Annotated in this window: 23 protein-coding genes and 1 riboswitch; of the genes, 7 read left to right on the forward strand and 16 right to left on the reverse strand. The window is 59.4% G+C overall.

What is annotated here, in order from left to right; translation table 11 throughout:
• The first annotated feature begins 37 nt into the window (after nucleotides 1–37).
• From BLW66_RS09905 to BLW66_RS09925, 5 genes are read left to right on the forward strand one after another with little or no spacing between them, the layout of a single operon-like run.
• Entirely contained in the window at nucleotides 38–673 is a 636-nt protein-coding gene (locus tag BLW66_RS09905) for a paraquat-inducible protein A (protein WP_089946985.1), read from the forward strand.
• The gene (locus tag BLW66_RS09910; protein ID WP_425283331.1) at nucleotides 631–1290 is read left to right on the forward strand and encodes a paraquat-inducible protein A; all 660 of its coding nucleotides are present in this window, start codon (nucleotides 631–633) and stop codon (nucleotides 1288–1290) included. The genes BLW66_RS09905 and BLW66_RS09910 overlap by 43 nt, the downstream gene beginning before the upstream one ends.
• Nucleotides 1283–3367: a PqiB family protein gene (locus BLW66_RS09915; RefSeq protein ID WP_089946987.1), complete on the forward strand. Its 2085-nt coding sequence runs from the start codon at nucleotides 1283–1285 to the stop codon at nucleotides 3365–3367. The genes BLW66_RS09910 and BLW66_RS09915 overlap by 8 nt, the downstream gene beginning before the upstream one ends.
• Before the next feature lie 2 nt (nucleotides 3368–3369).
• Entirely contained in the window at nucleotides 3370–3933 is a 564-nt protein-coding gene (locus tag BLW66_RS09920) for a PqiC family protein (protein WP_089946988.1), read from the forward strand.
• A gap of 4 nt (nucleotides 3934–3937) precedes the next feature.
• Nucleotides 3938–4297, forward strand: coding sequence for a hypothetical protein (locus BLW66_RS09925; RefSeq protein WP_244508610.1), 360 nt, complete (start codon nucleotides 3938–3940; stop codon nucleotides 4295–4297).
• On the opposite strand, the gene BLW66_RS09930 is transcribed toward BLW66_RS09925, so the two are convergent.
• The 12 genes from BLW66_RS09930 to BLW66_RS09985 form a co-directional block, all read right to left on the reverse strand.
• Complete coding sequence (locus BLW66_RS09930; protein WP_089946990.1) at nucleotides 4294–4572, reverse strand: hypothetical protein; 279 nt, start codon at nucleotides 4570–4572, stop codon at nucleotides 4294–4296. The two genes, BLW66_RS09925 and BLW66_RS09930, sit on opposite strands and share 4 nt — an antisense overlap.
• A 57-nt stretch (nucleotides 4573–4629) precedes the next feature.
• Nucleotides 4630–6732 carry an ATP-binding protein gene (locus tag BLW66_RS09935; protein WP_170833448.1) on the reverse strand — a complete coding sequence of 701 codons (2103 nt, stop codon included), beginning with the start codon at nucleotides 6730–6732 and terminating at the stop codon, nucleotides 4630–4632.
• Nucleotides 6733–6905: 173 nt separating this feature from the next.
• Complete coding sequence (locus tag BLW66_RS09940; RefSeq protein ID WP_089946992.1) at nucleotides 6906–7901, reverse strand: HesA/MoeB/ThiF family protein; 996 nt, start codon at nucleotides 7899–7901, stop codon at nucleotides 6906–6908.
• Complete coding sequence (locus tag BLW66_RS09945) at nucleotides 7880–8476, reverse strand: thiamine phosphate synthase (RefSeq protein WP_089946993.1); 597 nt, start codon at nucleotides 8474–8476, stop codon at nucleotides 7880–7882. The genes BLW66_RS09940 and BLW66_RS09945 overlap by 22 nt, the downstream gene beginning before the upstream one ends.
• Nucleotides 8473–9246, reverse strand: a complete 774-nt coding sequence (locus BLW66_RS09950; protein WP_089946994.1) for a thiazole synthase — start codon at nucleotides 9244–9246, stop codon at nucleotides 8473–8475. The genes BLW66_RS09945 and BLW66_RS09950 overlap by 4 nt, the downstream gene beginning before the upstream one ends.
• Before the next feature lie 3 nt (nucleotides 9247–9249).
• Nucleotides 9250–9447 (reverse strand): sulfur carrier protein ThiS, encoded by a 198-nt coding sequence (gene thiS, locus BLW66_RS09955; RefSeq protein ID WP_089946995.1) that lies wholly within the window; start codon nucleotides 9445–9447, stop codon nucleotides 9250–9252.
• The gene (locus tag BLW66_RS09960; protein WP_089946996.1) at nucleotides 9431–10426 is read right to left on the reverse strand and encodes an FAD-dependent oxidoreductase; all 996 of its coding nucleotides are present in this window, start codon (nucleotides 10424–10426) and stop codon (nucleotides 9431–9433) included. The genes thiS and BLW66_RS09960 overlap by 17 nt, the downstream gene beginning before the upstream one ends.
• Nucleotides 10423–11232 (reverse strand): bifunctional hydroxymethylpyrimidine kinase/phosphomethylpyrimidine kinase, encoded by an 810-nt coding sequence (gene thiD, locus BLW66_RS09965; RefSeq protein ID WP_089946997.1) that lies wholly within the window; start codon nucleotides 11230–11232, stop codon nucleotides 10423–10425. Before thiD ends, BLW66_RS09960 begins: the two co-directional genes overlap by 4 nt.
• Before the next feature lie 58 nt (nucleotides 11233–11290).
• Nucleotides 11291–11392, reverse strand: a riboswitch (TPP riboswitch).
• A 109-nt stretch (nucleotides 11393–11501) separates the two neighbouring features.
• Nucleotides 11502–14015 (reverse strand): cation:proton antiporter, encoded by a 2514-nt coding sequence (locus tag BLW66_RS09970; RefSeq protein ID WP_089946998.1) that lies wholly within the window; start codon nucleotides 14013–14015, stop codon nucleotides 11502–11504.
• Between the two features lie 415 nt (nucleotides 14016–14430).
• Complete coding sequence (locus BLW66_RS09975) at nucleotides 14431–16140, reverse strand: hydantoinase B/oxoprolinase family protein (RefSeq protein ID WP_089946999.1); 1710 nt, start codon at nucleotides 16138–16140, stop codon at nucleotides 14431–14433.
• A 4-nt stretch (nucleotides 16141–16144) separates the two neighbouring features.
• Complete coding sequence (locus BLW66_RS09980) at nucleotides 16145–18223, reverse strand: hydantoinase/oxoprolinase family protein (RefSeq protein ID WP_089947000.1); 2079 nt, start codon at nucleotides 18221–18223, stop codon at nucleotides 16145–16147.
• A 95-nt stretch (nucleotides 18224–18318) separates the two neighbouring features.
• A complete protein-coding gene (locus BLW66_RS09985; RefSeq protein ID WP_089947001.1) occupies nucleotides 18319–19218 on the reverse strand; it encodes a LysR family transcriptional regulator in 900 nt (299 codons plus the stop codon).
• 490 nt (nucleotides 19219–19708) lie between these two features.
• On the opposite strand from BLW66_RS09985, the gene BLW66_RS09990 reads away from it, so the two are divergent.
• Together BLW66_RS09990 and BLW66_RS18110 are read left to right on the forward strand one after the other, a co-directional pair.
• Nucleotides 19709–20575 (forward strand): recombinase family protein, encoded by an 867-nt coding sequence (locus tag BLW66_RS09990; RefSeq protein ID WP_244508611.1) that lies wholly within the window; start codon nucleotides 19709–19711, stop codon nucleotides 20573–20575.
• A complete protein-coding gene (locus BLW66_RS18110) occupies nucleotides 20572–20919 on the forward strand; it encodes a hypothetical protein (RefSeq protein ID WP_244508612.1) in 348 nt (115 codons plus the stop codon). The genes BLW66_RS09990 and BLW66_RS18110 overlap by 4 nt, the downstream gene beginning before the upstream one ends.
• Here BLW66_RS18110 and BLW66_RS09995 read toward each other — a convergent pair.
• From BLW66_RS09995 to BLW66_RS10005, 4 genes are all read right to left on the reverse strand, one after another.
• The gene (locus BLW66_RS09995; RefSeq protein ID WP_089947002.1) at nucleotides 20835–21041 is read right to left on the reverse strand and encodes a helix-turn-helix transcriptional regulator; all 207 of its coding nucleotides are present in this window, start codon (nucleotides 21039–21041) and stop codon (nucleotides 20835–20837) included. The two genes, BLW66_RS18110 and BLW66_RS09995, sit on opposite strands and share 85 nt — an antisense overlap.
• 102 nt (nucleotides 21042–21143) lie before the next feature.
• Complete coding sequence (locus BLW66_RS17910; RefSeq protein WP_170833450.1) at nucleotides 21144–21287, reverse strand: hypothetical protein; 144 nt, start codon at nucleotides 21285–21287, stop codon at nucleotides 21144–21146.
• 38 nt (nucleotides 21288–21325) lie between these two features.
• Nucleotides 21326–21682: a hypothetical protein gene (locus tag BLW66_RS10000; protein WP_089947003.1), complete on the reverse strand. Its 357-nt coding sequence runs from the start codon at nucleotides 21680–21682 to the stop codon at nucleotides 21326–21328.
• 41 nt (nucleotides 21683–21723) lie between these two features.
• On the reverse strand, nucleotides 21724–22077 hold the full coding sequence (locus tag BLW66_RS10005) for a hypothetical protein (protein ID WP_089947004.1): 354 nt from the start codon (nucleotides 22075–22077) through the stop codon (nucleotides 21724–21726).
• Between the last annotated feature and the right edge of the window lie 8 nt (nucleotides 22078–22085).

Below are 22085 nucleotides of genomic sequence, written 5' to 3' on the forward strand. Positions count from 1 at the left end.
CAGGTGTGGTCTTGGCGAAAAGCGGATACTTTGATGAATGGTCCAAGCGTCACCGATTCCCCTCGATAACCTGATCGTCTGCACGCACTGCGATGCGGCCTTCACGCTACAACGCCCCGAGGTGGGGCAAAGGGCGCGGTGTACGCGGTGTGGCACCGTTTTAATCACGCCGCGCCGTAAGGCAGGTTTGCAGATCATTGCCGTGTCGGTCGCCATCACGATCTTGATTATCGGCGCCACGATCTTCCCGTTTCTGTCGATCTCTGCGGCTGGGAAAACCAACTCCGTCTCCATTCTGGATGCGGCACTTGCGTTCAGCGACGGCCCGCTGGTGGCGCTGACGCTGACAACCGCTGCCCTCATCATTTTCGTGCCGCTCGCACGTGTGTTGCTTACCATATACGTGCTGGTCCCCATCGTGTTGGACCGCCCGCCGGCCCGTGGGGCCACGCAAGCCTTCCGCCTGTCTGAAGCGCTGCGTCCGTGGTCAATGGCCGAAATTTTCGCCCTCGGCTGTGCGGTAGCGCTGATCAAAATCAGCGATCTGGCCGACGTGGGCTTCGGCCCCGCGTTCTGGATGTTTTGCACATTGGTGGTGCTCGTTGTTGTTCAAGATAGTTTTCTGTGTAGATGGTCGGTATGGAAGTCGCTGGACAATACTCAAACATCATAAGCGCCCGCGAATTGGGCGTGGTTGCCTGCACGCGCTGCACACAGGTTTGGCCTGCAGGCACAGCGGTATGCAGCCGGTGCGGCAGCACCATCGTTGCGCGCGATGCCAAGAGCCTGCAACGGGTCTGGGCGCTGTGGATCGTGGGGCTGATGTGCTACGTGCCCGCCAACCTCTACCCGATGCTGCGCACCCGCACCCTGCTTAGCGTTCAGGAGGACACGATTGTCGGCGGCGCGGTGGAGCTTATGCACCATGGGGCCATTGGCATCGCGCTCATCATCCTCATCGCCAGCGTCGTTATTCCGCTCGGAAAATTCATGGCCATTGCGTTCTTGGCGATCTCCGTGACACGGCCATCCAGCGTCTCCAACCACCACCGCCAAATCCTGTATGAGGTCGTGGAATACATCGGGCGCTGGTCAATGATCGACATCTTTGTGGTTGCGATCATGTCATCGCTCGTACAGTTAAATACACTGGCTGCGGTCAATCCGGGGCGGGCTAGCCTGTTTTTCGCGCTTTCCGTGATATTTACCATGCTATCGGCGCAAGCATATGACAGTCGCATGATTTGGGACGTCCAAGCCAAGCAAGAAGGAACGACCACGGATGAGTGACACCCCCGAGCCTGTGACCATAGAAACGGCGCGCAAGTCTTTTGCCTCAAGCGCGTCCTTCGTCTGGATCATTCCCATATTGGCGCTGACCATCGCGTTGGCCGTTGCGTGGCAGTCTTACAACGACCGTGGCCCGCTGATCCGGATTGAGTTTGAGAACGGCGCAGGCATTGCCAAGCGCGAAACCGAGCTTCGCTTTCGTGATGTTGCGGTGGGCGTGGTTGAGGACGTCAAGTTCACGTCCAACCTCAAAGGCGTCGTGGCCTACGTGCGCTTGGACAAGGACGTCGCGCCTTATGTCGATATCGGATCAAGCTTTTGGGTCGTTCAGCCGGAGCTGAGCGCCCAAGGCGTCAGCGGTTTGGAAACGGTCCTGTCAGGCGTCTACATTGAGGGCACATGGGACGGCGACGTCGGCCCCGCACAATCCGAATTCAAAGGCCTGAGCGACACGCCCCTATACCGCTACGGCAAAGAGGGTTTGGAAATTACGCTGCGCACCACGGCGGGCGGCAGCCTAACCGACGACAGCCCGATCACATTTCGCGGCATCGAAGTCGGTCGCGTGGGCAAGGCGTATATCTCGCAGCAAGGCAGCTTCGCGGTTGCCGAAGCCATCATCTACCACCCCCACAGCCGCTTGATCTCCGAGACAACGCGGTTCTGGGACACATCCGGCTTCACCTTCTCCGTAGGTCCGGGGGGCGCGGAAATCGACTTTTCCTCATTCGCGACTCTGGTCAGCGGCGGCCTGACGTTCGAGACATTCGTTTCCAGTTCCAAACGCGTCAGCGACGGCAAATCCTTCGAGGTGTTCGCGGATGAGGACACCGCGCGCGACAGCGTCTTCAATGCCTCTCAGGCGGAGCCGTTGCAGATGCGTGTGGTCTTTGACGAAAGCATCTCCGGCCTCGCCGTCGATGCACCGGTCGAGTTGAGCGGCTTTCCCATTGGCCGCGTTACAGGTGTGTCTGGGGTCATCGACGCGGACGCCTTTGGCGATGAACGGGTGCGGCTGAATGCGCTGATCGACATCCAACCCGCGCGATTGGGGTTGACGGAGGACGTCTCCCCAGAAGCTGCATTACAATTCCTGAGCCGCCGCATCGAAGACGGCCTGCGCGCGCGTTTGGCATCGGCCAGCCTGCTGGCTGGCGGGTTGAAGATCCAACTGGTCGAAGAAGACAACCCCGCGCCCTACACCGTGCAAACGGGCGACGGCATCATCCCGATCATCCCCAGCACGGATAACGACATCTCTGACGTGACCGCCACGGTCGCGGGGGTGGTGTCGCGCATCAACAATCTGCCCATTGAGGAATTGTTGGACAGCGCCATCCAGTTCCTGAACAGCGCCGACACGTTGATCAGCAACGAAGACCTGCGCGAGACACCCAAAGCCGTGCGCGCCCTGCTGGGCGATGTCAGCGACATTGTCAGCTCTGACGATATGCAGGCGATCCCCGTCAAATTGAACACCGCGCTTGGCCGGTTTGAGACTCTGCTGGCGCAGCTTGAGAAAGACCAGTTCAGCACGCAGCTTGTGGCCGCAGTCAACGCCGCCGCGGCGGCCGCCAACGGGGTGAACGCTTCTGTCGAGGGGGTGCCTGATCTGGTAAAGCTGCTGCAAGCCGTGGCCGCCAAGGCCGAAACCCTGCCGCTGGAGGAGCTGACAACGCAGCTCACCTCTCTCACCACATCCGCCGACGCCATCTTGGGCACGGAAGCCGCGAAGCAACTGCCAGCGGACCTTGGCGCTGCGTTGACGGAAATCAACGCCACCCTGCGCGAGTTGCGCGAAGGCGGTGCGGTCACCAATATCAACGCAACCCTGTCCTCGGCCCGCAAGGCCGCGGACTCTGTCGCTACCTCCACGCAAGACCTGCCAGCGCTTGTGACCCGCGTGCAGGCCGTGTTGAACCAAGCCAACCAAACCATCGCCGGTTATAACAAAGGCGAAGCGCTGAGCCGCGAGGCGCAAAGCGCCCTGCGCGATATCTCCAAGGCGGCGGAGGCCATGACCTCCCTCGCCCGCATGCTGGAACGCAACCCCGGCTCCCTAATTCGAGGACGATGACCATGAACTTTCTGAAACCGATCCTGTTCGGGGCCGCTTTCGCCCTGTCGTCCTGTGGCGGCACACCAGACCTCTACCCTGTTACCCCGCTCAAGGCGGTGGAAACCCAGCGCATAGCCTTTCGTGCCGTAGAAGTGCGCGACGTGTCCTTGCCCACCTACGCAAGCGCCAATGAAATTGCGGTCGAAAACCTCGACGGCAAACTGGTTACGGACGCGGCGGTGCTATGGGCCGACAGCCCGGAGCGGGCCGTGGCACTGGAACTGACCCGCCACCTTGCGCAGATCACAGGCGCCCGCGTCGCGCCGGAGCCATGGCCGTTTGAAGCCTTCCCAGACGCGCGCCTTGATGTGCGGTTTGAAAGCCTGATCGCAAGCGCAGACGGTCAATTGCGTGCCTCTGGGCAATTCTTTGTAAGTGTGGCGGACGGTCGGCGCGAGCGCTCCGGTCTGTTTGACCTGTCCGTGCCTTTTGTTGCGGATGCTGGTCCCAAGGCCATCGCCGCAGCGCGCGGCCAAGTGATCCTTGATCTTGCGGTCTATATCGCGCGCAACGGGTTAAAGTAGATCTGTGCCAACACCTTCGGACAACACCGCGCAGATGCTAGCGGACCGTGTACGCCAGCATCTGCGCACCGTCGCCGGATCAGGAGCGCCGATCCCTTACCAAGCGCTTGCGGAGGCGATGAGCCTTACACCGCCCAATACCATACACCGTATCACCGTAGCTCTTGAGCAGCTCATCGAGGAAGACGCCGTAAACCAGCGACCGCTCATCGCGGCACTGGTTGTCAGCAAGGCACGCGGCGGGTTGCCCGCGCCCGGTTTCTTTGACTGCGCACGGCGCTTCGGGCGTCTCCAAGGCGGGGATGACACAGCAGCCCATGCGTCAGAAGTCAGCATGGCCGCTGCCTATTGGCGCACTGATTAGAGCGCGTCCATATCCGGCACGTCGCCCACGCGCACAAGAAACGTCGGCTCACTAACCTCGCCGGAACCGGCGTCTTCCACCACGTAATAAGCATCAGCGCCTGCGCAGTCCTCCGAGCGGGCCTCGCGCTCCGCACGCTCCTGCGCCTGTGCTGCGGTGGTGTATTGGAACTGCTTTCCGATCTGTAAGCTCACCTGATCCGAGCCCTTAATCGGTTTCGCGACATATGTTTGGCAGATGTAGTGCACCTTCTCGGCGCTATCCTCAGTCGTCACGGCGGCTGTCTCCTTGTCGTACGTGTAGGAGTCGTATCTGCCTGCATCACGTGGCCGTCAATCCCTGACCTCCGCGTCGCTCACTGTATCCGAACATGCGCTAGCAGACGGCAAGGTGAGCACAAAGCAGCTCCCCTCTCCCAGCGTACTGGTGACCGTCAAACTGCCGCCTTGCAGCTTCGCAAGGTCGCGAGAAATCGCCAACCCCATGCCAGTCCCACCAGCACGGCGCGTCTCTGTCGAGTCGACCTGATAGAAGACCTCAAAAATGCTCTCGAGTTCAGCCTCCGCGATGCCGGGGCCAGTGTCTTTAACCTCAAACAACACGGTGTCTTCTTTCACTTGGACGGAAAGCCTAACCTGCCCTTGTTCGGTAAACTTGATGGCATTGCCCAACAGGTTCATCAATATTTGCCGCGCCCGAACCACGTCGGCCCATACGGCCCCCTGTTCTTGGCTCACCACAAGGTCCAGCCCCTTGTCCCGTGACAGTGTCATCAACTGTTGCGTCACCGGTGTTACGATGTCGTCGATATCGCAAATCGCACGGTCAACGGTTAGGCTCCCCGCCTCGATCTTGGCGACGTCCAGCATTTCGGTGATCAAATGTAGCAAGTGGTCGCCCGAATGGATCAGGCGGCCCATCATCCCCGACAACTGATCAAACATCCCGTCCAGCAGGGCCTTGGTCTCTTCAGGCGAAATGTCATCACGTTCGACCGCGTTAAGCACCGCCTTCGACGTCCCCAAAAGACGCGCGTTATTGGTCAAGCGGGCCACGCCCAAAATCACGGTGAGCGGCGTACGCAGTTCGTGGCTGAGCACCCCCATGAAATCGGTCTTTGCCTTACTCGCGGCCTCCGCCGCCGCCTTTGCATTGCTCAACTCGGTGATGTCGACCCGCAAGCCAACGTAGCTACCGTCACGCATACGACGGTCTGACACTCTGATCACCCTGCCGTCCGCGAGGTGCTGTTCGTGATCAAGGGATTTACCATCCAAGCGCGATTGTCTCCGGATCTCTAGCCAGCTTTTCCGATCCTCAGGCTTCAGGAAAAAGTCCGAGCCAAGGGCGCCAGTGTGCACATAGTCCTGAAATGGTGTGCCATGCCGCAAGGCTTCTTTCGGGAACCCGTATATATCCTTGTACTTGGTGTTGTTGACGATCAAACGGTCGTCTGCGTCAAACATGACAAACCCGTCGGCCAGCGCTTCGATCCCGTTTACAAGCAGGACTTCCGCCCGTTTCCGACTGTCCGCGAGCCATATGATGTAGATCAGCAGTAGAAGCAGCGCCAACGCCACGAGCGCCATAAACAGACGCTCTTGCCATTGGTTTGGGGACGTTTGTGGCCACCCTCCCTTAGTCACAGCGTGCAGCTTCCAGTCTTCAAACTCGAAATCGAAATTCAACGTCACAGGGTCGCGGTCTTTCAGCGCCATATCGCCATAGAAAAACGCACCTTCGGTATCTGCCGAGTGGCTCACGACTTCGATCAACAGGTCGTAATCGTCCGATGCGGCCAATATCCCCGCTTTGCCAAGGAATTGCTCGTAGTCCAACACCAACGACACAATGCCCCAAGCGCCCCCGTCAATACCGTCACCTACTGCCGGTGTTTCGGGCGTGGCAACATACACTGGGGCACGCAGGATCAATCCCAGCCCGCCTTGCGCTAGATTAACCGGGCCTGTGACCATCTCGCCGCCATTCTTCAGCAACTCCTGGACGACCGGAAACTGTTCTGCATTGGTCCGGTAATCGAGCCCTAGCGCCCCTTCGTTTCCCTCAACGGGGTGGATCAATGTGATCACCAAGTTTGGCGCAGCCGCCATGCTGACGGTCGAGACGTCGGTGCCACGAATACTTTGCACCCTGCGGGAGAATTCCTCTTGGGTCATGTCAGGGTTTTCACTGATAAACGTCGCAAGCTCGCGCAGAACCAGTGACTGGGAATGCACAAGACTTTCAAAGCTCTCGCGCACCTCCAAGAGTTCGAAGAACGTCGCTTCGCGGACTTTTTGGATATAGTTCGCATAGGACAACCGGTCCAACCGGTTGGCTGCAATCGCCATCAGGGACACGGCAACAGCGAGAATGGCCCATATCCATATGCTGCTAAACAGCGTGCGGTAGCGAAAAGTCGTGTCCATGGTCATACTGCGTACTCCTGCGCTCGGATCAGGCACATCTGCGAAAGCGACAGCCCCGAGCGCCCGCGAGGTGATTCCCCCGTACCACATCGCCCTGTCCAGGCTACATCGTAGCGCAAAATGATCGCGAAGACCTGATGCAAGGCGGCCACTTATGGGTGACGCCACGGCAAGTCTGCTTAGTCGGCCTCACCGCCCATGGCCGCAAGCGCAATGTCCCCATCCCAATAGGCGCGCATATGCGTGGCGGCCTGCCACGCGCGCAGGCCAGACCGACAGGCAAGCACCGTGCGTTGCCCAGCCGCTGGCTGCGGTCTTAAGTCGGCCACCTCGGGAACGCTCAACCGCCGCGCGGTGTCAGTCACGGGTTTCGCCGCCTCTTCAGCACCGCGCAGTTCAATCACGAAATCATCGGATGATATCTGGGACGCCGCAATAAACGCCAAATCAGGCGCGGGGTCGGGCGCGGTGTCGAAGCGGAACCCACCGGTGCGAAATCCAAGCATGTCAAAGCTGATCAACTGACCCAACGGCGACGGGCTTTGCCCGATCAGACACCCCAAAGCCATTTGCGCCTGCGCCGCCCCGATCATGCCCACAACAGGGCCCATAACGCCCGCTGTAGCGCAGGTCGCCGCGCGGTCTGGCAAGTCTGGAAACACCGCCCGCAACGATGGTGCCGATCCGCAAAAGCCCCCAACGTAACCGCCGAAACCCAAGACCGACGCGCTGATCAACGGCACACCAGCCGCCCGACAGGCATCGGACAGGACATAGCTGACCGCGAAACTGTCCGCACAGTCGAGTACCAATGTACTACCCGCCACAAACCCAGCCGCGTTTGCCGGATCAAGGTGGACAACATGCGCCTCCAACTCACACTCGGCATTCAGCGCACGCAGTTTTTCTGCTGCCACAAGCGCCTTGGCGCGCCCTACATCAGCCTCCTGAAACAACGTCTGCCTGTGCAAGTTCGTCATTGAGACCACGTCGGCATCCACCAGCGTTAAGCGGCCAACGCCCGCCCCCACCAGATATTGCAACACCGGCGCACCCAACCCGCCGGCCCCAATGACCAGCACACGCGCGGCACGGATCGCGGCTTGTCCTGCCGCGCCGACCTCGGGCAAACATTGCTGACGTGCGTACCGTGTCATCGCGTCGCCGCGAGCCATGCCCGCACACGCTCCTCGGGACTGGCGTGCAAGGTGATATCGGTGACCGCTGCCACCACATCTGCCCCCGCATCGAACGCACCTTCAGCGCGGGCAACGGACATGCCCCCGATGGCGACCAAAGGCGTGTCCCCGATCAGGTCGCGCCACGTCGTCAGACGCGCCACGCCTTGCTCGTGCCACTTCATCTTTTTCAAGATCGTCGGATAGACCGGACCAAGCGCTATGTAGTCGGGCGACAGGTCCATAGCGCGGGCGAGTTCGGTTTTATCATGGGTACTAACCCCCAACCGCAAGCCAGCCATACGAATGGCGGAAATATCTGCGTCATCAAGGTCTTCTTGGCCAAGATGAATGTAGTCGCACCCCTCATCAATGGCGGCCTGCCAATGGTCATTGATAACCAACGTGCAGCCGTGGACTGCGCAGGTCTCCTTGGCGCGGCGGATATGGGCGCGAGCAACATCGACGGTTACATCCTTGATGCGCAGTTGCACCAGCTTGATCCCCAGCGGCACAAGTCGGTCAAGCCAGTCGGCACTGTCAAAAATCGGGTAGAAACGATCCAGCGTCATTCCAGAAACGCCTTTCCTATAACGGGGGTTGAGGGGGCGGCCATGTCACGTGGCTCCATCGGGTCGGCGGCATGGGCCATCTGCCCTGCGCTGATCGCCGTCGCGAACGCCTGCGCCATCAATGCAGGATCACCCGCCTTCGCAACGGCCGTGTTCAGAAGGATCGCGTCAAACCCTAGCTCCATCGCCGCCGCCGCCTGTGACGGCAATCCCAGCCCCGCGTCGATCACCAATGGCACGTCTGGGAAATGGGCACGCATCGCACGTAGGCCGAAAATGTTGTTGAGCCCCAGCCCAGAGCCAATCGGCGCGCCCCACGGCATCAAAACCTCACACCCCGCCTGCAAGAGCTTGTCGGCAACTACGAGATCCTCGGTTGTGTAGGGAAACACCTGAAACCCGTCCTCGGTCAGAATTCGGGCCGCTTCAACCAATCCGAACACGTCCGGTTGCAGCGTGTCCTCCTCCCCGATGACCTCCAGCTTGATCCACTTCGTCGCGAACACCTCGCGTGCCATATGGGCCGTGCTCACCGCCTCTTTCACGCTATGACATCCGGCCGTGTTTGGCAGGACATGCACGCCCAAATCGCGGATGAGTTGCCAAAAGTCCTGCCCTGCGCGGTCCTGCCCGCTCTCGCGACGCAAGGAAACCGTAGCGACGCTCGCGCCGCTGCGCTTGAAGGCATCTGCAAGCACCGCGGGGGACGGATACTGCGCGGTGCCCAGCATTAGACCGTTGGACAGTTCTGTGCCGTAAAAATCACGCATTACCTAGCCTCCTTGCATCGGGGCAAGCACTTCAACGCTGTCGCCGTCTGAAAGCTGTTGTCCCGCGCGGGCGGTGGCGGGCACAAATGCGCCATTCACAGCCGTTGCGACCTTGGCCCCGCCAAACCCTTCGGCATCTAGCAAATCCGCTAACGTCGTAACCTGCACCTCAATTGGTGCGCCATTAAGTTGCAGTTTCATCCATGACCTCCGGTCGTTTGTTGTCAAATATCAGGTCCGCAACCATTCGGCCCACCGCTGGTGCCAGCAAGAACCCGTGCCGATAGAGGCCGTTCACGCGGATCAGGTTCCCGTCGCGCCTTATGCGCGGCAGGTTGTCGGCAAAGGCCGGACGGCTGTCGACGCCGATCTCAAGCACCTCTGCCTCGCCGAACGCAGGGTTGAGCGCGTAGGCCGCACTTAGCAACTCAAGCAACGCGCGGGCGGTGACGTGCTTGCCCGCGCGACCCTCAACCATTGTGGCGCCCAGCATGAACACACCGTCACCGCGCGGCACGATATAAAGCGGCACTCGTGGGTGCAGCATGCGGACAGGCCGCGACAGGGTCACTTCGGGGCAGGACAAAACCAGCATCTCGCCCTTCACGCCGCGCAGGTCGTTGATCTGGCGCTTGGCTTGATACCCACGACAATCGATTGTCAGACCGTGTTGCGCATAAATATCAGGGTTAGCGTCCTCTTGGATGAACGCGGCACCGTCCGATGCCAAGCCCTCCCGCAACCGCGCGAGCGCCGTGCGCGGGGCCAGGTGGGCCTCATCTTCGAAGAACAACCCCTTCGCGAACCGGGTGCCAAGGTCGGGCTCCATCGCTGTGATCTCGTCGACCGTGACCTCGCGGTGGCCACGCGTGCGGCGTGCGAACCTCGCTAAATCCGCCCTATCGCGCGTTGGCGACACCACGAGCGAGCCGCAACGCTCCACCGCTTGCGTTTTTGCCGCCCACCAATCCGCAGCCTCCTGCCCAAGGCGCACCACGGGTTCCTCCGCGCTCTCGCCTTCGCAAAACGGGGCGAGCATACCACCGGCCCACCATGAGCACGCATGCGGGCCAGCGCCCTCAAAGCGGTCCACCACCGTGACCTTGGCCCCGCGATCCATCAGGTTCCGAGCAACGCAAAGCCCCGCGACCCCTGCCCCGATGATGATGATCTCATTCATGTCCAACGACCGTGGAAGTGATGCACAGGCCCATGGCCCTGCCCGACCTGCAATTGGTCGGCCGCCGCTATTGCGGCCTGAAGGTAGGCATGGGCGGCGGTCACCGCGTCCGCCAAAGAGAGCCCGTGCGCAAGCTGCGCAGCGATGGCGGCAGAGTATGTGCAGCCTGTTCCGTGGGTGTTGTGCGTCTCGACGCGAGGTGCGGTAAGCGTCGCGACAACGCCGCTTGCATCGACCAGCACGTCAGTACAGTCCGCGCCAGTTGCGTGCCCCCCCTTCATCAAAACCGCCGCCGGCCCCATCGCCAACAGGCGCTGGCCTTGCGCGGCCATATCGGCGGGGCTGGTGGCCTCGGCCTCCCCCAACAGGCGGGCAGCTTCCGGCAGGTTCGGGGTCAGCAGGGTCGCGTGCGGCAGTACCTGCGCGATCAGTGCGGCCACTGCCGCATCCTGCAACAAGGCGTCGCCCGACTTCGCGATCATCACCGGATCGACCACGACCGGACCACCGTACGCTGCCAACCGCGACGCCGTTGCGCCGATGATGAGGGGTGAAAACAACATGCCAAGCTTGATCGCTTTCACGTCGAGGTCGGACAAAACCGCGTCGATCTGCGCCCCCACAACATCGGCGGGCACCTCATGAACGGCGGTCACGGCGGTTGTGTTTTGCGCCGTCACAGCAGTTATCACACTCGCCGCATAGGCCCCGCTGGCGGAGATCGCTTTCACGTCGGCTTGGATACCCGCGCCGCCGCCGCTGTCAGAGCCCGCAATCGTCAGGGCTATCGGAAATTCAGAACTCACGAGCACGCCTCCAGTTTGACGGGCGAGCCTGCGCGAGAAAGGGAAACCTGTGCGGTCGTTGCACATTGTACCCGTTCCCTACGCCGGCATAACCCGGATCAGGTTCGACGGGTCGGTGCACGCACCTCTCAGCCCAAGTTGGACCCCCCGACGGATAATGTCATATTCAGTGCGCCCCACCTATGTCGGCCGCAAGATGTCTTGGCTCAGTTGATAGGATAGCTTCCCCAAGGTCGCAACGCTAAAACCATGCAATCAGATGCGCGCGCTCAGACCTCGCTGCGCACATCCCCCAGCAGGACGTCGGGATCAATCCCGCGCTTCTCCCCGCTTTCGCGGACTGCATTTTGCAACGCCGCACTTTTGCGCAACAATCGGTGGAAGCGGTCGATATCAAGCACGAGCAAAGTCGTCGGGGCAATCGCGCGCACGGCCGCAAGTCGCGCATTTTTCATCAAGATTGCGACCTGCCCGAACATCTCTCCCCGACCCAGCCGCCAAGTCTGGCCCGCGCTTTCGAGTTCCACCGCGCCGGAGGCAATGAAGAACACGTTCTTCACGGGATTTTCCTTGCGGACCACCACGTCGTCGGGGCTGACATACCGGAACGTCAGTGCACGATCGAGCCGTCGCACCGCCTTGTCGTCAAGGTCCGCGAAAAGCGGGAACTGCCGGATCAGCTCCAACCGCTTCAGCCTGATATCAAGCGACGGTCGGCTCTCCGCCGCGGCGCGCCGTTTGCTCAGATCTTGCATCAGTGTGGTGAAAACCTCCGCCCCGATTAGCCCGTCTTCACGCATGGAGACATATTCGCGCTCCTCCAACCGCAGGGCGGTGCGGCGAATAAAGCGGCGCTCCAATTCCTCCGCATAGCCGGGGTACTGCAATCGCAACCCTTCGAGCCCGGTTTCGACCATTTCGATCCGGCGGTTAAGTAACCCTTGCAGCAAATCGGTGACCCGCCGCCCGTGGATACGCCGGATACGGCCGTCAATGAACACGCCCAGATCCCGCAGGATCAGCCGTTGGGACAGCAAGAGCTCAAACCGGTCCGCCGTTCTGCGGGCCAAAGCAAAGGACACCCCAAACCGCGCATGCAACGCCCCTGCAATGCGCATACTGCGCCCATAGGCCACGGAGCGCCGCGCCGCTTTCTGGTAGCCCCCGCGCCCTGCCACGCGGGCGCCTTCAATCAAGCGGTCCGCGTCCAGCAACGTCTGCTCGGCCATACGCGCCGCAAGCGACCCTTCGCGCAGACGCTGCAAGATGGTGTCCCGCTCAAACCCTGCCAGCGCGATCAAACCCAAGGTGATCCGGTCTTTATCAAGTATTTCGTCGCTGTCCTCGGCAGTCTTCACGGCAGCGTCCAGTCGTTCGCCAAAGGCCTTCGCCTCGGCCCTGACCACATCGCGGCTCAGCGCGTAATCCTCTGTCGTGCGCGCCACATCTTCGCGCACGGTTTGCAGCGCAACGGCAACCACCTGACGTGACATCGCCTGATCAATGGGGGACAGGCGATCCAACCCCAACCACGCAATCACGAAGCGCAAGGTGGAACCCTGCACCAGCAGCGTAAACAAGGTGAAGCCCGTCGCCAGAATACCTACCAGCCGCTTCACCTCCAGCGGCACCCGAATGCTTTCCGTGACAGCCAACGCCAGCGCCAGCGTCACGGCCCCGCGCAATCCGCCCCACAAGATCGCTGTCCGGTACGGGCGCTCCACCACGGGCGACACGCGTAGTAGGGTGAGCAGCGGAAGAAGCGCAAACAAGATCAAAGCGCGGGCGGCAATTGCTGCAACCACTACCGTACCAATCAAGGCAAAATCGCTAATCCGGACATCGCCGAGCAAACGCGGGATTAACAAAGCGGCAAGAATAAAAATCAGGGCGCCGGACCAATGCGCCAACAGCCCCCAGACCTCGCGCAGGTTAATCCACGCCTGCGGCGACAACCGCCCAGGGCCTGCCAAGTTCAGCGTCAGTCCCGCCGCCACAACGGCAATGACGCCTGACGCACCGACCATCTGCTCCGCCCCGATATAGGCCAGATACGGTAACGCCACAGAAACGGAAATCAGCGCCAGCTCATGCGCACCAAACAGGCCCATCAGCCAGATTGCGACACGCGCGACCAACCACCCCGTCAATGCGCCACCCCCGATAAGGACAGGAAACTGCGCAAGCGCTTGGCCCAACGACGGGTCCGGCACACCGATCATGACATAACCCATGAACAACCCGAACAGCGCAATCGCCGCCGCATCGTTCAACAGGCTTTCGCCCTCAATAATGCGCGATAGTCGGCGCGGCGCGGAGATAGAGCGAAAGATCGACACAACCGCCGACGGATCCGTGGTCGACACAATCGCCCCGATCAACAAGCACGCCGCCAAGGGCAAGCCACTGGTCCAAGACAGCGCGTATCCCACGCCCAGCGTTGCAACAACGACGGCGACCACCGCCAGCACCACAATCGGAACCCAGTCATCCAGCATCCGGCGCAAATTCATGCCCAATGTGGCTTGGAACAAGAGCGTCGGCAAAAACACATACAAAAACACGTTGGAGCGGATTGGCAGGCCCAGAATAGCCTCCGCCACCGGATTCAACGCGTCCGTCAGCTCTGTCTGTAAGAAAAAGATAGCACCAGATCCGATAAGGATCCCGACCGCCGCAAGGATCACCGTGAACGGCAGACGTAACCGCGCCGACAACGGCTCCGCCACGCCGATGATAAGGAACAGCGACGCGATTATTGTGGTGATTAGAACGATGTCCATGGACGGTGGAATTCCCAGTTTTCAGAGCAACAGGACGCCGGATGACTCGCTCATCTATAGCTGGTCTATCGCTAAACGCGATACTACCCGCAAGACCACGGCTTTGTAAAAAGGGTGCGCGCGAGATGCCGCACATTTGAGCATGGGGTATGTGAAGTGCGATCAATCAAAGAGGACGGCGTCTCAACGCGCCATTCTGGGCGAACGCCGCGCTGTCGCTCATACACATGTAGCCGAAGGTTTTACTGACACGAGCACGACCTCCTCCGCATGGTGGGCGTGCTCGCGCAACTTAGGTCGCCGCTCAAAAGACGGTCAGCCCCGCAAATCAGACAGGAACCACGCGGCAGGCGCTCCTATTGTCGCCCGTCGGAAACGGCAACGTGGTGGCCCGTGTTTTCAGACACTTGTGCCGTCACACCGAGCCTCCACATGCGATGACGGCTTCAACCTCGGCAATGTCGTCTGCGGATAGATTGTAAACTGTCGCGGCCGTCTCAGCCGAAATGTACCCATGCGCCAGATCACGTTTGACCAGTTCAATGGATCTTTCAGAGGGATCGCCATACCCAGCCCCACCTGGAAAGGCCATCACGACCCGCCGTCCGTGAGGCACGAACTGTTTACCCTTGCCGTTCATGGCACTGCCGTCGTCTTGGCAGATCGTCGTCGGCGCGCCAGCGCCGCCACCGCGCCTGCCGCGAGCGGGGTGATCGACGCGATCGAACATCGCTTGAATGTCAAACTCATGGCCTTCTTGCGCGCCGACTTCCATGTATTGGCCAAGGCCACCACGGGTTCTGCCAGCGCCGCCACTGTCAGGGCGTAGCTCCTTGCGCCAGATAATCACTGGGCCCGCATGTTCGGTCGCCTCGATCGGCATGGTCATAACGCCCGATGGGAAGGCGGTGGCGTTTAGGCCGTCATGCTCTGGCCGCGCGCCAGAACCGCCTGAGTTGAAGGTCAACACCTCGGACCGCCGCGCGGTTGAAGGTGCAGGCGCATCGGTGCGCGGGCGCAGCGAGACTTGGAAATTACACAAACACCCTGCGCCTTCTGCGGGCACCAGATCCGGCACGATTTTGTCGAATGCATCGTAGACGGCGTCCGGCACGAAGTGTCCCACGATATGGCGCAGCGCTACGGGTGCGGGGTGCAAGGCGTTGACGATGGTGTTCTCTGGCGCTTCGATCTCGAACGGGGCCAGCGACGCCGCATTGTTTGGTATCTCTGGCGCTATAGCGACCTTGAGCGCGTAGCAGGCATAGGCCTTTGCGTAAACGAGCGGGCAGTTGATGCCCTTCTTGTCCACGCCCGAGGAGCCAGTGAAATCGGACACGATCCTGTCGCCCTGAACACTCACCTTCACCTTCAGCGTGATGGGACGGTCAAAACCATCCATTGTCATCTCGCCCGTTGCAGATTTCTGCGGCAAGGCCGCGATCCGCTCGATGGTGGCGCGACGGGAATTGTCTAGGATGAAGCTCGCGATGCCGTTCAGATCATCAAGGTCAAACTCCTCCATCATGTCCACTAGGCGCCGATGACCGATTTCGTTGCAGGTGGCCAAGGCGTAGATATCGCCGATCAGTTGATCCGGCTCACGGACGTTACCGCGGATAATGCGGGTCAGGGTCTCATCGACTTTGCCCTTATCCGCGAACTTCATAATCGGGATATAAAGGCCTTCTTCATAGACGGAATGGGCGTCAGCCCCGAAGCCCCGCCCGCCGATGTCGACGATATGGGCGGTACATGCAAAGAAGCCAACCAGCTTGCCGTTGTGGAAGGACGGCGTGACCATGGTTATATCGTGCAGGTGGCCGGTGCCTTCCCACGGATCATTGGTGATGTAGACATCGCCGTCTTCGATATTGTCCCGACCGATGCGGCGGATGAAATGCGCGACCGCATCAGCCATTGCGTTCACGTGTCCCGGTGTGCCGGTGACCGCTTGCGCCAGCATGTTGCCTTGGACGTCATAAACACCCGCTGACAAATCGCCTGCTTCGCGCACCGATGTCGAAAACGCTGTGCGAACCAAGGCCTGCGCCTGCTCTTCCACAACAGAGATCAGACGGTTCCACATCACTTGATAAGCGACTTTTGAGTGCTCTTGCGCCATTGTTTTATCCCCTCGTCACGATGTCGATGCAGCCGTCTGGCTGGCGGATTGCGTCTCGGCTGGCGGGGACGATGATCGTGGTCTCGTCCTCGACCACAGCCACAGGACCACGCGCCCGTTCACCCGCTTTCATGTCAAACCGGTTGACGACGTCCGCATCTAGGAACTTGCCCGATGCCGCATCAAACAATTTGCGCGCGCCTGCTGGGGTCGCCTTGTCTGCGCCTTCAGTCTCACTCATCCGCGCAACCTGTTCTGGCGGCGTGGTGGCGTTCACCGACCAAACGGTGATTTCAATATCCATACCCTCAACTGGGCGGCCAAACAGTTTGGTATAGTCTTCAATGAACCGCGCCTCAAAGGTGCCGACATCGGGGTTCATTGCCTGCGCTTCAGTCAGCTCAATCGGGATTTCCCACCCCTGCCCTGTGTAGCGCATGTAGACTTTAAACTCCGACAGGATCGGGCTGACCTCATCGCAGGTACGGACAAATCCGGTGGCCTCAGCCTTCAGGTCGGACAGCAGAGACTTGATCCGCTCACCATCAAAATCCGACAGCTTCATATAGACAGAACGGTTCGCCTCAAAGCTGAAGGGCGCCCGCAAGAACCCGATCGCGGAGCCAACACCAGCCCCTGGTGGCACCAGCAGTCGCTCAACGCCCAGCTTTTCAGCCAAACGCCCAGCATGCAGCGGGGCCGCGCCGCCGAACGCGATCATAGTGTATTCAGAAAGGTCCTCGCCATTTTCCACGGCATGCACGCGGGCGGCGTTAGCCATGTTCTCGTCAACCACCTCAGCGACGCCAAACGCTGCCTCCACCGCGTCCATGTCCAGCGTTTCGCCCACGTGGGTTAGCAACGCCGACTTGGATTGGTCGGGTTCCAGCTTGATCGACCCACCAGCAAAATTGTCAGGATCAAGCTTGCCCAGAACAAGGTCAGCATCCGTCACAGCGGGACGCGCGCCGCCGCGGCCATAACACGCCGGACCGGGTTCGGACCCTGCACTTTCAGGGCCAACGCGTATCTGGCGCAAGGCGTCGACATGGGCCAGTGATCCGCCCCCCGCACCGATCTCGACCATGTCGATCACGGGGATGGAGATCGGCATGCCAGACCCCTTCTTGAATCGGTATGTGCGCGCAACTTCAAACACACGGCTGGTCTTCGGCGTCTGGTTTTTAATCAAACATATCTTCGCCGTTGTCCCGCCCATGTCGAAGGACAAAACTTTGTCCAACCCGTAACGCGCGGCAATGTGGGCCGCAAAAACGGCACCGCCCGCAGGACCTGATTCGACCAAACGCACCGGAAAATCGGCGGCATTCTGAATAGAAATGATCCCGCCGCCCGAGTGCATCAGGAAGATGCGGCACGACACACCTTCGTTCTGTAAACGACTTTCCAGACGGCCTAGGTAAGACGCCATCAGAGGCTTGATGTAGGCGTTGGCGACCACCGTGTTGAAGCGCTCATACTCACGCATCTGAGGGGATACTTCGGAAGAGATAGACACCGCGACGTCGGGCAATTTCTCAGCCAACACATCGCGCACCAGCTCCTCGTGCGAGGGGTTCAGATAGGAATGGATGAGCCCGACGGCGACGCTCTCAAAGCCAGCCTTGGCGATCTGGTCCACCACCGCCTCGACCTCAGCGCGGTCGATATCAACAAGCACCTTTCCGTTCGCATCAACCCGCCCCGCGACAGTGAAGCGCATGTGGCGCGGCAGCAAAGGTTCAGGGAGGTTCAGGTTCAGATCATACTGCTCGAACCGGCTCTCGGTGCGCATCTCAATGACATCACGGAAACCCTCGGTGGTGATCAACGCCGTCTTCGCACCGCGTCGCTCAATCAGCGCATTCGTGGCAAGCGTGGTTCCGTGAATGATCTGATCAATCTGCGACGGGGTTACCCCAGCCTTCGCGCAGACCTGATGCATGCCGTCGATGATCGCATTCTCGGGCGCGGCGTAAGTCGTCAGCACCTTTATGGAGAACGGCACGCCGTCTTTCTCCAAGACGACGTCGGTAAATGTGCCGCCGATATCGACGCCAAGGCGAACGGAAGGTGCTGCCATCTCAAGCTCCTGCTGTGGGTTACACGTGCAGGTGGCCCAAAACGCCACAAACAATCAAATAGATTATACTTCTCACCCCGATCAATTTTAATGATCTAGAGTGATTGCATCGCCCGCTTGGCAATCTGCGCGGCTTTCTCGACATACCGCGCGGTGTGCGCTGGCGCGAAACGCGCGTAAAACGAAAGCGGGTCCGGTAACCAATCCGACTGCACCTGATGCAAATCGCCCGCAGCGACCTCAGCCCTGACAAGCCGCTCCGGCAATAGCGCGACGCCCAACCCCTCAAGCACCATAGGCAGACATGCAGACAGCGCACTGGAATGCACGATCTTTTCGCTAGCCAAACCACGCTCTTTCGCGATGTGATGAAGGGCAGCGCAAGCCTGTGTGTGCTTTGCATGAGTTAGAATTGTCAGGTCGAACAGCTCAGGCAGCGACGGCGCCGCGCTAACCTGCCCGATCAAGTCGGAATTCATGACCCAACAATAACGCTCCTCCCCCAACGCCTCACTTGCAAAGGCCTTCGACTTGAACGGCCCCGTCTGAAGCGCCAAATCAAGCTGCCGTTCCATCAGCCGCGCATCAATCGCAGTCGACAGGTCGACTTCAAGCTGAATACGCAACTTGGGATAGGCGTCTTTCATCATCCGCAAAAAACCTTGCAACCAGGTGCATGCGACCAGTTCCGTCACCCCCAGCTTCAGGGTTTCCTCAATCAACTCCTGACGGCCGGCCTCTTCAATAAGTGCCTCCCCTGCCCACAGCACCTCCCGCGCTTTCCTCAGAAGTTTTTCACCATCGGCCGTCAAACGCAAAGCCCCAGCATCACGTATCAGCAAGGTTACATTCAGCGCGGTCTCAAGCGCATTAATGCGCGCAGAGATATTGGGCTGGGTGGTCCCAAGCGCTGAGGCTGCGGCCCGAAAGGTCCCAGCATCCACAACGAAGGCGAAGGCCTCAAGTTGCTTGAACGTGATGCGACTTTTGATCATTTCATACCCAGTGATAATAATGCGTTATCGCAAGATGACCTACCCCAAATCAGCAAGCAAGGGCATTGCGGCGCGCTAAATGGTCTTCGGCGAAACGGCGAACTTAGTGGTCCGGCCTAGAGACGTCAGGCCCGGGCCTCGGGGTGCGATAGTCCGCCATGGATGCCACCCTGTCCTAACACGAAGGCAGTAAGCGTCCTTTGTCATATTTCTTGGCTCATCTGGTGGGTTGCATTTTGAAGCCCACTGGCGGCAAACCCGCGCCACCCCGTCGGCTCCAGCACGGGCGGCGTCCTCAATTTCGTCGTGCAGGCCTCGGCTATGACAACAAACCTGTTCCGCAAATCTGTGGAGAAGATCAGGAAGCATTGGATCAGGATTCCAATGATTTGGTATCCTTATTGAACAACGAATGGGCGCAGACCCGCGCAGAGGAGGACCAATGGCAGGAGTAATGGCATAACCAAAGAAGGCAGTGATTTATGCGCGCGTGTCTGGAGCCAAGCAGGTTCGCGAGGGCGACGGCCTAGCAAGCCAAGAGAACCGCTGCCGCGAGTATGCGACGTATAAGGACTACGATGTCGTCGAGGTGTTCAAAGACGACATGTCGGGGAAGTTCGAGCGCCGTCCAGCTATGGATCGGATGTTGGCCTTTCTGCGCTTGCACCCCAAGGGTAGCGTGGTGGTGGTCATTGACGACGTCAGCCGCTTTGCGCGTGACGTTCAGGCTCACATCTCTCTGCGTCAAACGCTGAGCGACGCTGGCGGCATCTTGGAAAGCCCGTCGATTGAATTTGGTGAGGATAGCGACTCCCGCCTTGTTGAACACATGCGGGCCTCGGTGGCACAACACCAACGCGAGAAGAACGCAGAGCAAACCTCCAACCGCATGAAGGGGCGAATGATGAATGGCTATTCCGTCTTCTCCGCGCCTGCGGGTTACACGTACAACAAGACCAAGGGCCATGGGAAATTGCTCACGCCAGCTGAACCCGTCGCCTCCATCGTCAAGGAAGCGCTGGAAGGTTATGCTTCGGGCCGTTTCTCTGGACAGGCGGACATCAAGCGCTTCTTGGAAGCTCAGCCAGAGCTTCCGAAAGACCTGCCCAATGGGCAAATCCGCCAGCAAAAGGTGACGGACATGCTCAACCGCGTGATTTATGCGGGCTATATTGAGCATGAAACTTGGGGCATTACGCGTCGCAAAGGCCACCATGAGGCACTTATCTCATTGGAGACTTATCAAACCATCCAAGAGCGTCGGAACACCAAAGGCATCGCCGCCAAACGCCCTGACATCAGCAGGACTTTCCTTTGCGTGGTTCGGTCAATTGTGCCTGCTGCGACAAGCCGATGACTGCCTATTGGTCACGAAGTGCAACGGGGAAGCGTTACCCATACTACAACTGTCAAACCCGTGATTGTTCGGAGTATCGCAAAAGCATCCGCGCGGAAAAGATTGATGGTGGGTTTGAGAATATTCTCCGCTCGATGACGCCAAGCAAAAACATCCTTGATCCAGTTGCGAATGGTCGCCTCAGACTTACCCAGCGCAATGGCAGCTTCGCCAACCTCGTAAGTCAACGACGCCTTTCACAGCCATCGGGTTTGCACGCTTACCCGTTGGCTTCGCCCTCGAACAATGCCCGCACGTCTTCGGCTTTCCATACTGTTGTGCGGGGACCGAGCTTTTGCGGTTGAGGAAAGCGGCCTTCCTTAACGCCCTGCCACCATGTCGACTTCGACACAGGGATTGGGCCAGCAGGCGCGATTATCTGAGACAGGCGGACGAAGCCCGTAGTGGGAAAAGATGCGCTGTCCATCGTGATGTTCCTGAGCGTGATTTCGTTCAGTCACATCCTGAGTGATCCTGTAAATTTAAGGGGGAAAGCCCAGCTTTCCCGGAGGAACGCCCAACTTTCCCTTTAAGCATCGTCGGCCCAATATGCAGGGTCGACCAACGCTGCCGCTTCTTTCAACCACTTACGGATGGTCTTCGCGTCCATCGAGGCACCAATCTGTTCAATATCGTTGCGGATGTTAGATACCGCTGGGCTTCGCTCAGCCAAAGGATTGTAGCCATACTGTTCGCAGGCCATTGCAGCGACTAGTTCAGAAGTGAATCACGTTCCTGCGTTGTGAGAGTTTGTGCGACAGGTTCAGCTTCTTTGACATGCGGAGCGGGCGAACCACTTCGCTTGACCAGCGCTTCCTTGAAGCCGAAATGGACCTCAAGGGAAATGCTATTGAACCAGTCCAGAAGCCAGCCAGGGCGGACCGGGTAGAAACCATCAAGACCACCCCGGAAGGCTCTACGAAACAGTTCTCTCCTTTTGACCAGAAACTCTATCGACGGCAGCGATGTTTTCCGTGTTGCCATTTGGTCTAGGATTTTTCCTGTAATCACTTCGGGATCGATCCCAACCGAAAGCATCAAAGCTTCATGAAGCGAATAACGAGCCATTTTTCCCCAATACTCGATATCCGCCGCGAGATCAGGATGCCCTAGACCGAGCCGCACGCATTAGGCAAATTGCGATGCAATTGTGATATCTCTTCCAGCAAGAAACCTTGCCATTCCTCAGCACTCACGCTGTCATAATCATCGCTTTGCCCAACCACATGCATCATGTCGCGATTAGACATAGAATCCAGCTTTGAGCGGACCAATGCACGTAGCCGGTCACGCTCCGCTTCAAACTTGTCAAACACATCGACGTCAGTCGGGCCGATCGAGTGTAGTAAGGTAGGCTTCTTCCAACTTGAGAGCTGGCCCAATTTGCGCCTCAGCAGCTCCTCAATAATTTTACTACGGACATCGGCGAAAAGCTTCTCTTCTTCAGTCACATCAACACTCATTGGCTAGA

This window comes from Litoreibacter albidus (assembly GCF_900107015.1).
Taxonomy (GTDB): Bacteria; Pseudomonadota; Alphaproteobacteria; order Rhodobacterales; family Rhodobacteraceae; genus Litoreibacter; species Litoreibacter albidus.

Coding starts and splice junctions, on each gene's coding strand:
- BLW66_RS09910 (WP_425283331.1), top strand. CDS start 631: ATGGTCGGTATGGAAGTCGCTGGACAATACTCAAACATCATAAGCGCC.
- BLW66_RS09945 (WP_089946993.1), bottom strand. CDS start 8,476: ATGACGCTGGATCGTTTCTACCCGATTTTTGACAGTGCCGACTGGCTT.
- BLW66_RS09995 (WP_089947002.1), bottom strand. CDS start 21,041: ATGGACAGCGCATCTTTTCCCACTACGGGCTTCGTCCGCCTGTCTCAG.
- BLW66_RS09950 (WP_089946994.1), bottom strand. CDS start 9,246: ATGCGTGATTTTTACGGCACAGAACTGTCCAACGGTCTAATGCTGGGC.
- BLW66_RS09940 (WP_089946992.1), bottom strand. CDS start 7,901: ATGGCTCGCGGCGACGCGATGACACGGTACGCACGTCAGCAATGTTTG.
- BLW66_RS09905 (WP_089946985.1), top strand. CDS start 38: ATGGTCCAAGCGTCACCGATTCCCCTCGATAACCTGATCGTCTGCACG.
- BLW66_RS10000 (WP_089947003.1), bottom strand. CDS start 21,682: ATGGCTCGTTATTCGCTTCATGAAGCTTTGATGCTTTCGGTTGGGATC.
- BLW66_RS09920 (WP_089946988.1), top strand. CDS start 3,370: ATGAACTTTCTGAAACCGATCCTGTTCGGGGCCGCTTTCGCCCTGTCG.
- BLW66_RS09985 (WP_089947001.1), bottom strand. CDS start 19,218: ATGATCAAAAGTCGCATCACGTTCAAGCAACTTGAGGCCTTCGCCTTC.
- BLW66_RS09960 (WP_089946996.1), bottom strand. CDS start 10,426: ATGAATGAGATCATCATCATCGGGGCAGGGGTCGCGGGGCTTTGCGTT.
- BLW66_RS09980 (WP_089947000.1), bottom strand. CDS start 18,223: ATGGCAGCACCTTCCGTTCGCCTTGGCGTCGATATCGGCGGCACATTT.
- thiS (WP_089946995.1), bottom strand. CDS start 9,447: ATGAAACTGCAACTTAATGGCGCACCAATTGAGGTGCAGGTTACGACG.
- BLW66_RS09915 (WP_089946987.1), top strand. CDS start 1,283: ATGAGTGACACCCCCGAGCCTGTGACCATAGAAACGGCGCGCAAGTCT.
- BLW66_RS09975 (WP_089946999.1), bottom strand. CDS start 16,140: ATGGCGCAAGAGCACTCAAAAGTCGCTTATCAAGTGATGTGGAACCGT.
- BLW66_RS09935 (WP_170833448.1), bottom strand. CDS start 6,732: ATGACCATGGACACGACTTTTCGCTACCGCACGCTGTTTAGCAGCATA.
- BLW66_RS10005 (WP_089947004.1), bottom strand. CDS start 22,077: ATGAGTGTTGATGTGACTGAAGAAGAGAAGCTTTTCGCCGATGTCCGT.
- BLW66_RS18110 (WP_244508612.1), top strand. CDS start 20,572: ATGACTGCCTATTGGTCACGAAGTGCAACGGGGAAGCGTTACCCATAC.
- BLW66_RS09970 (WP_089946998.1), bottom strand. CDS start 14,015: ATGGACATCGTTCTAATCACCACAATAATCGCGTCGCTGTTCCTTATC.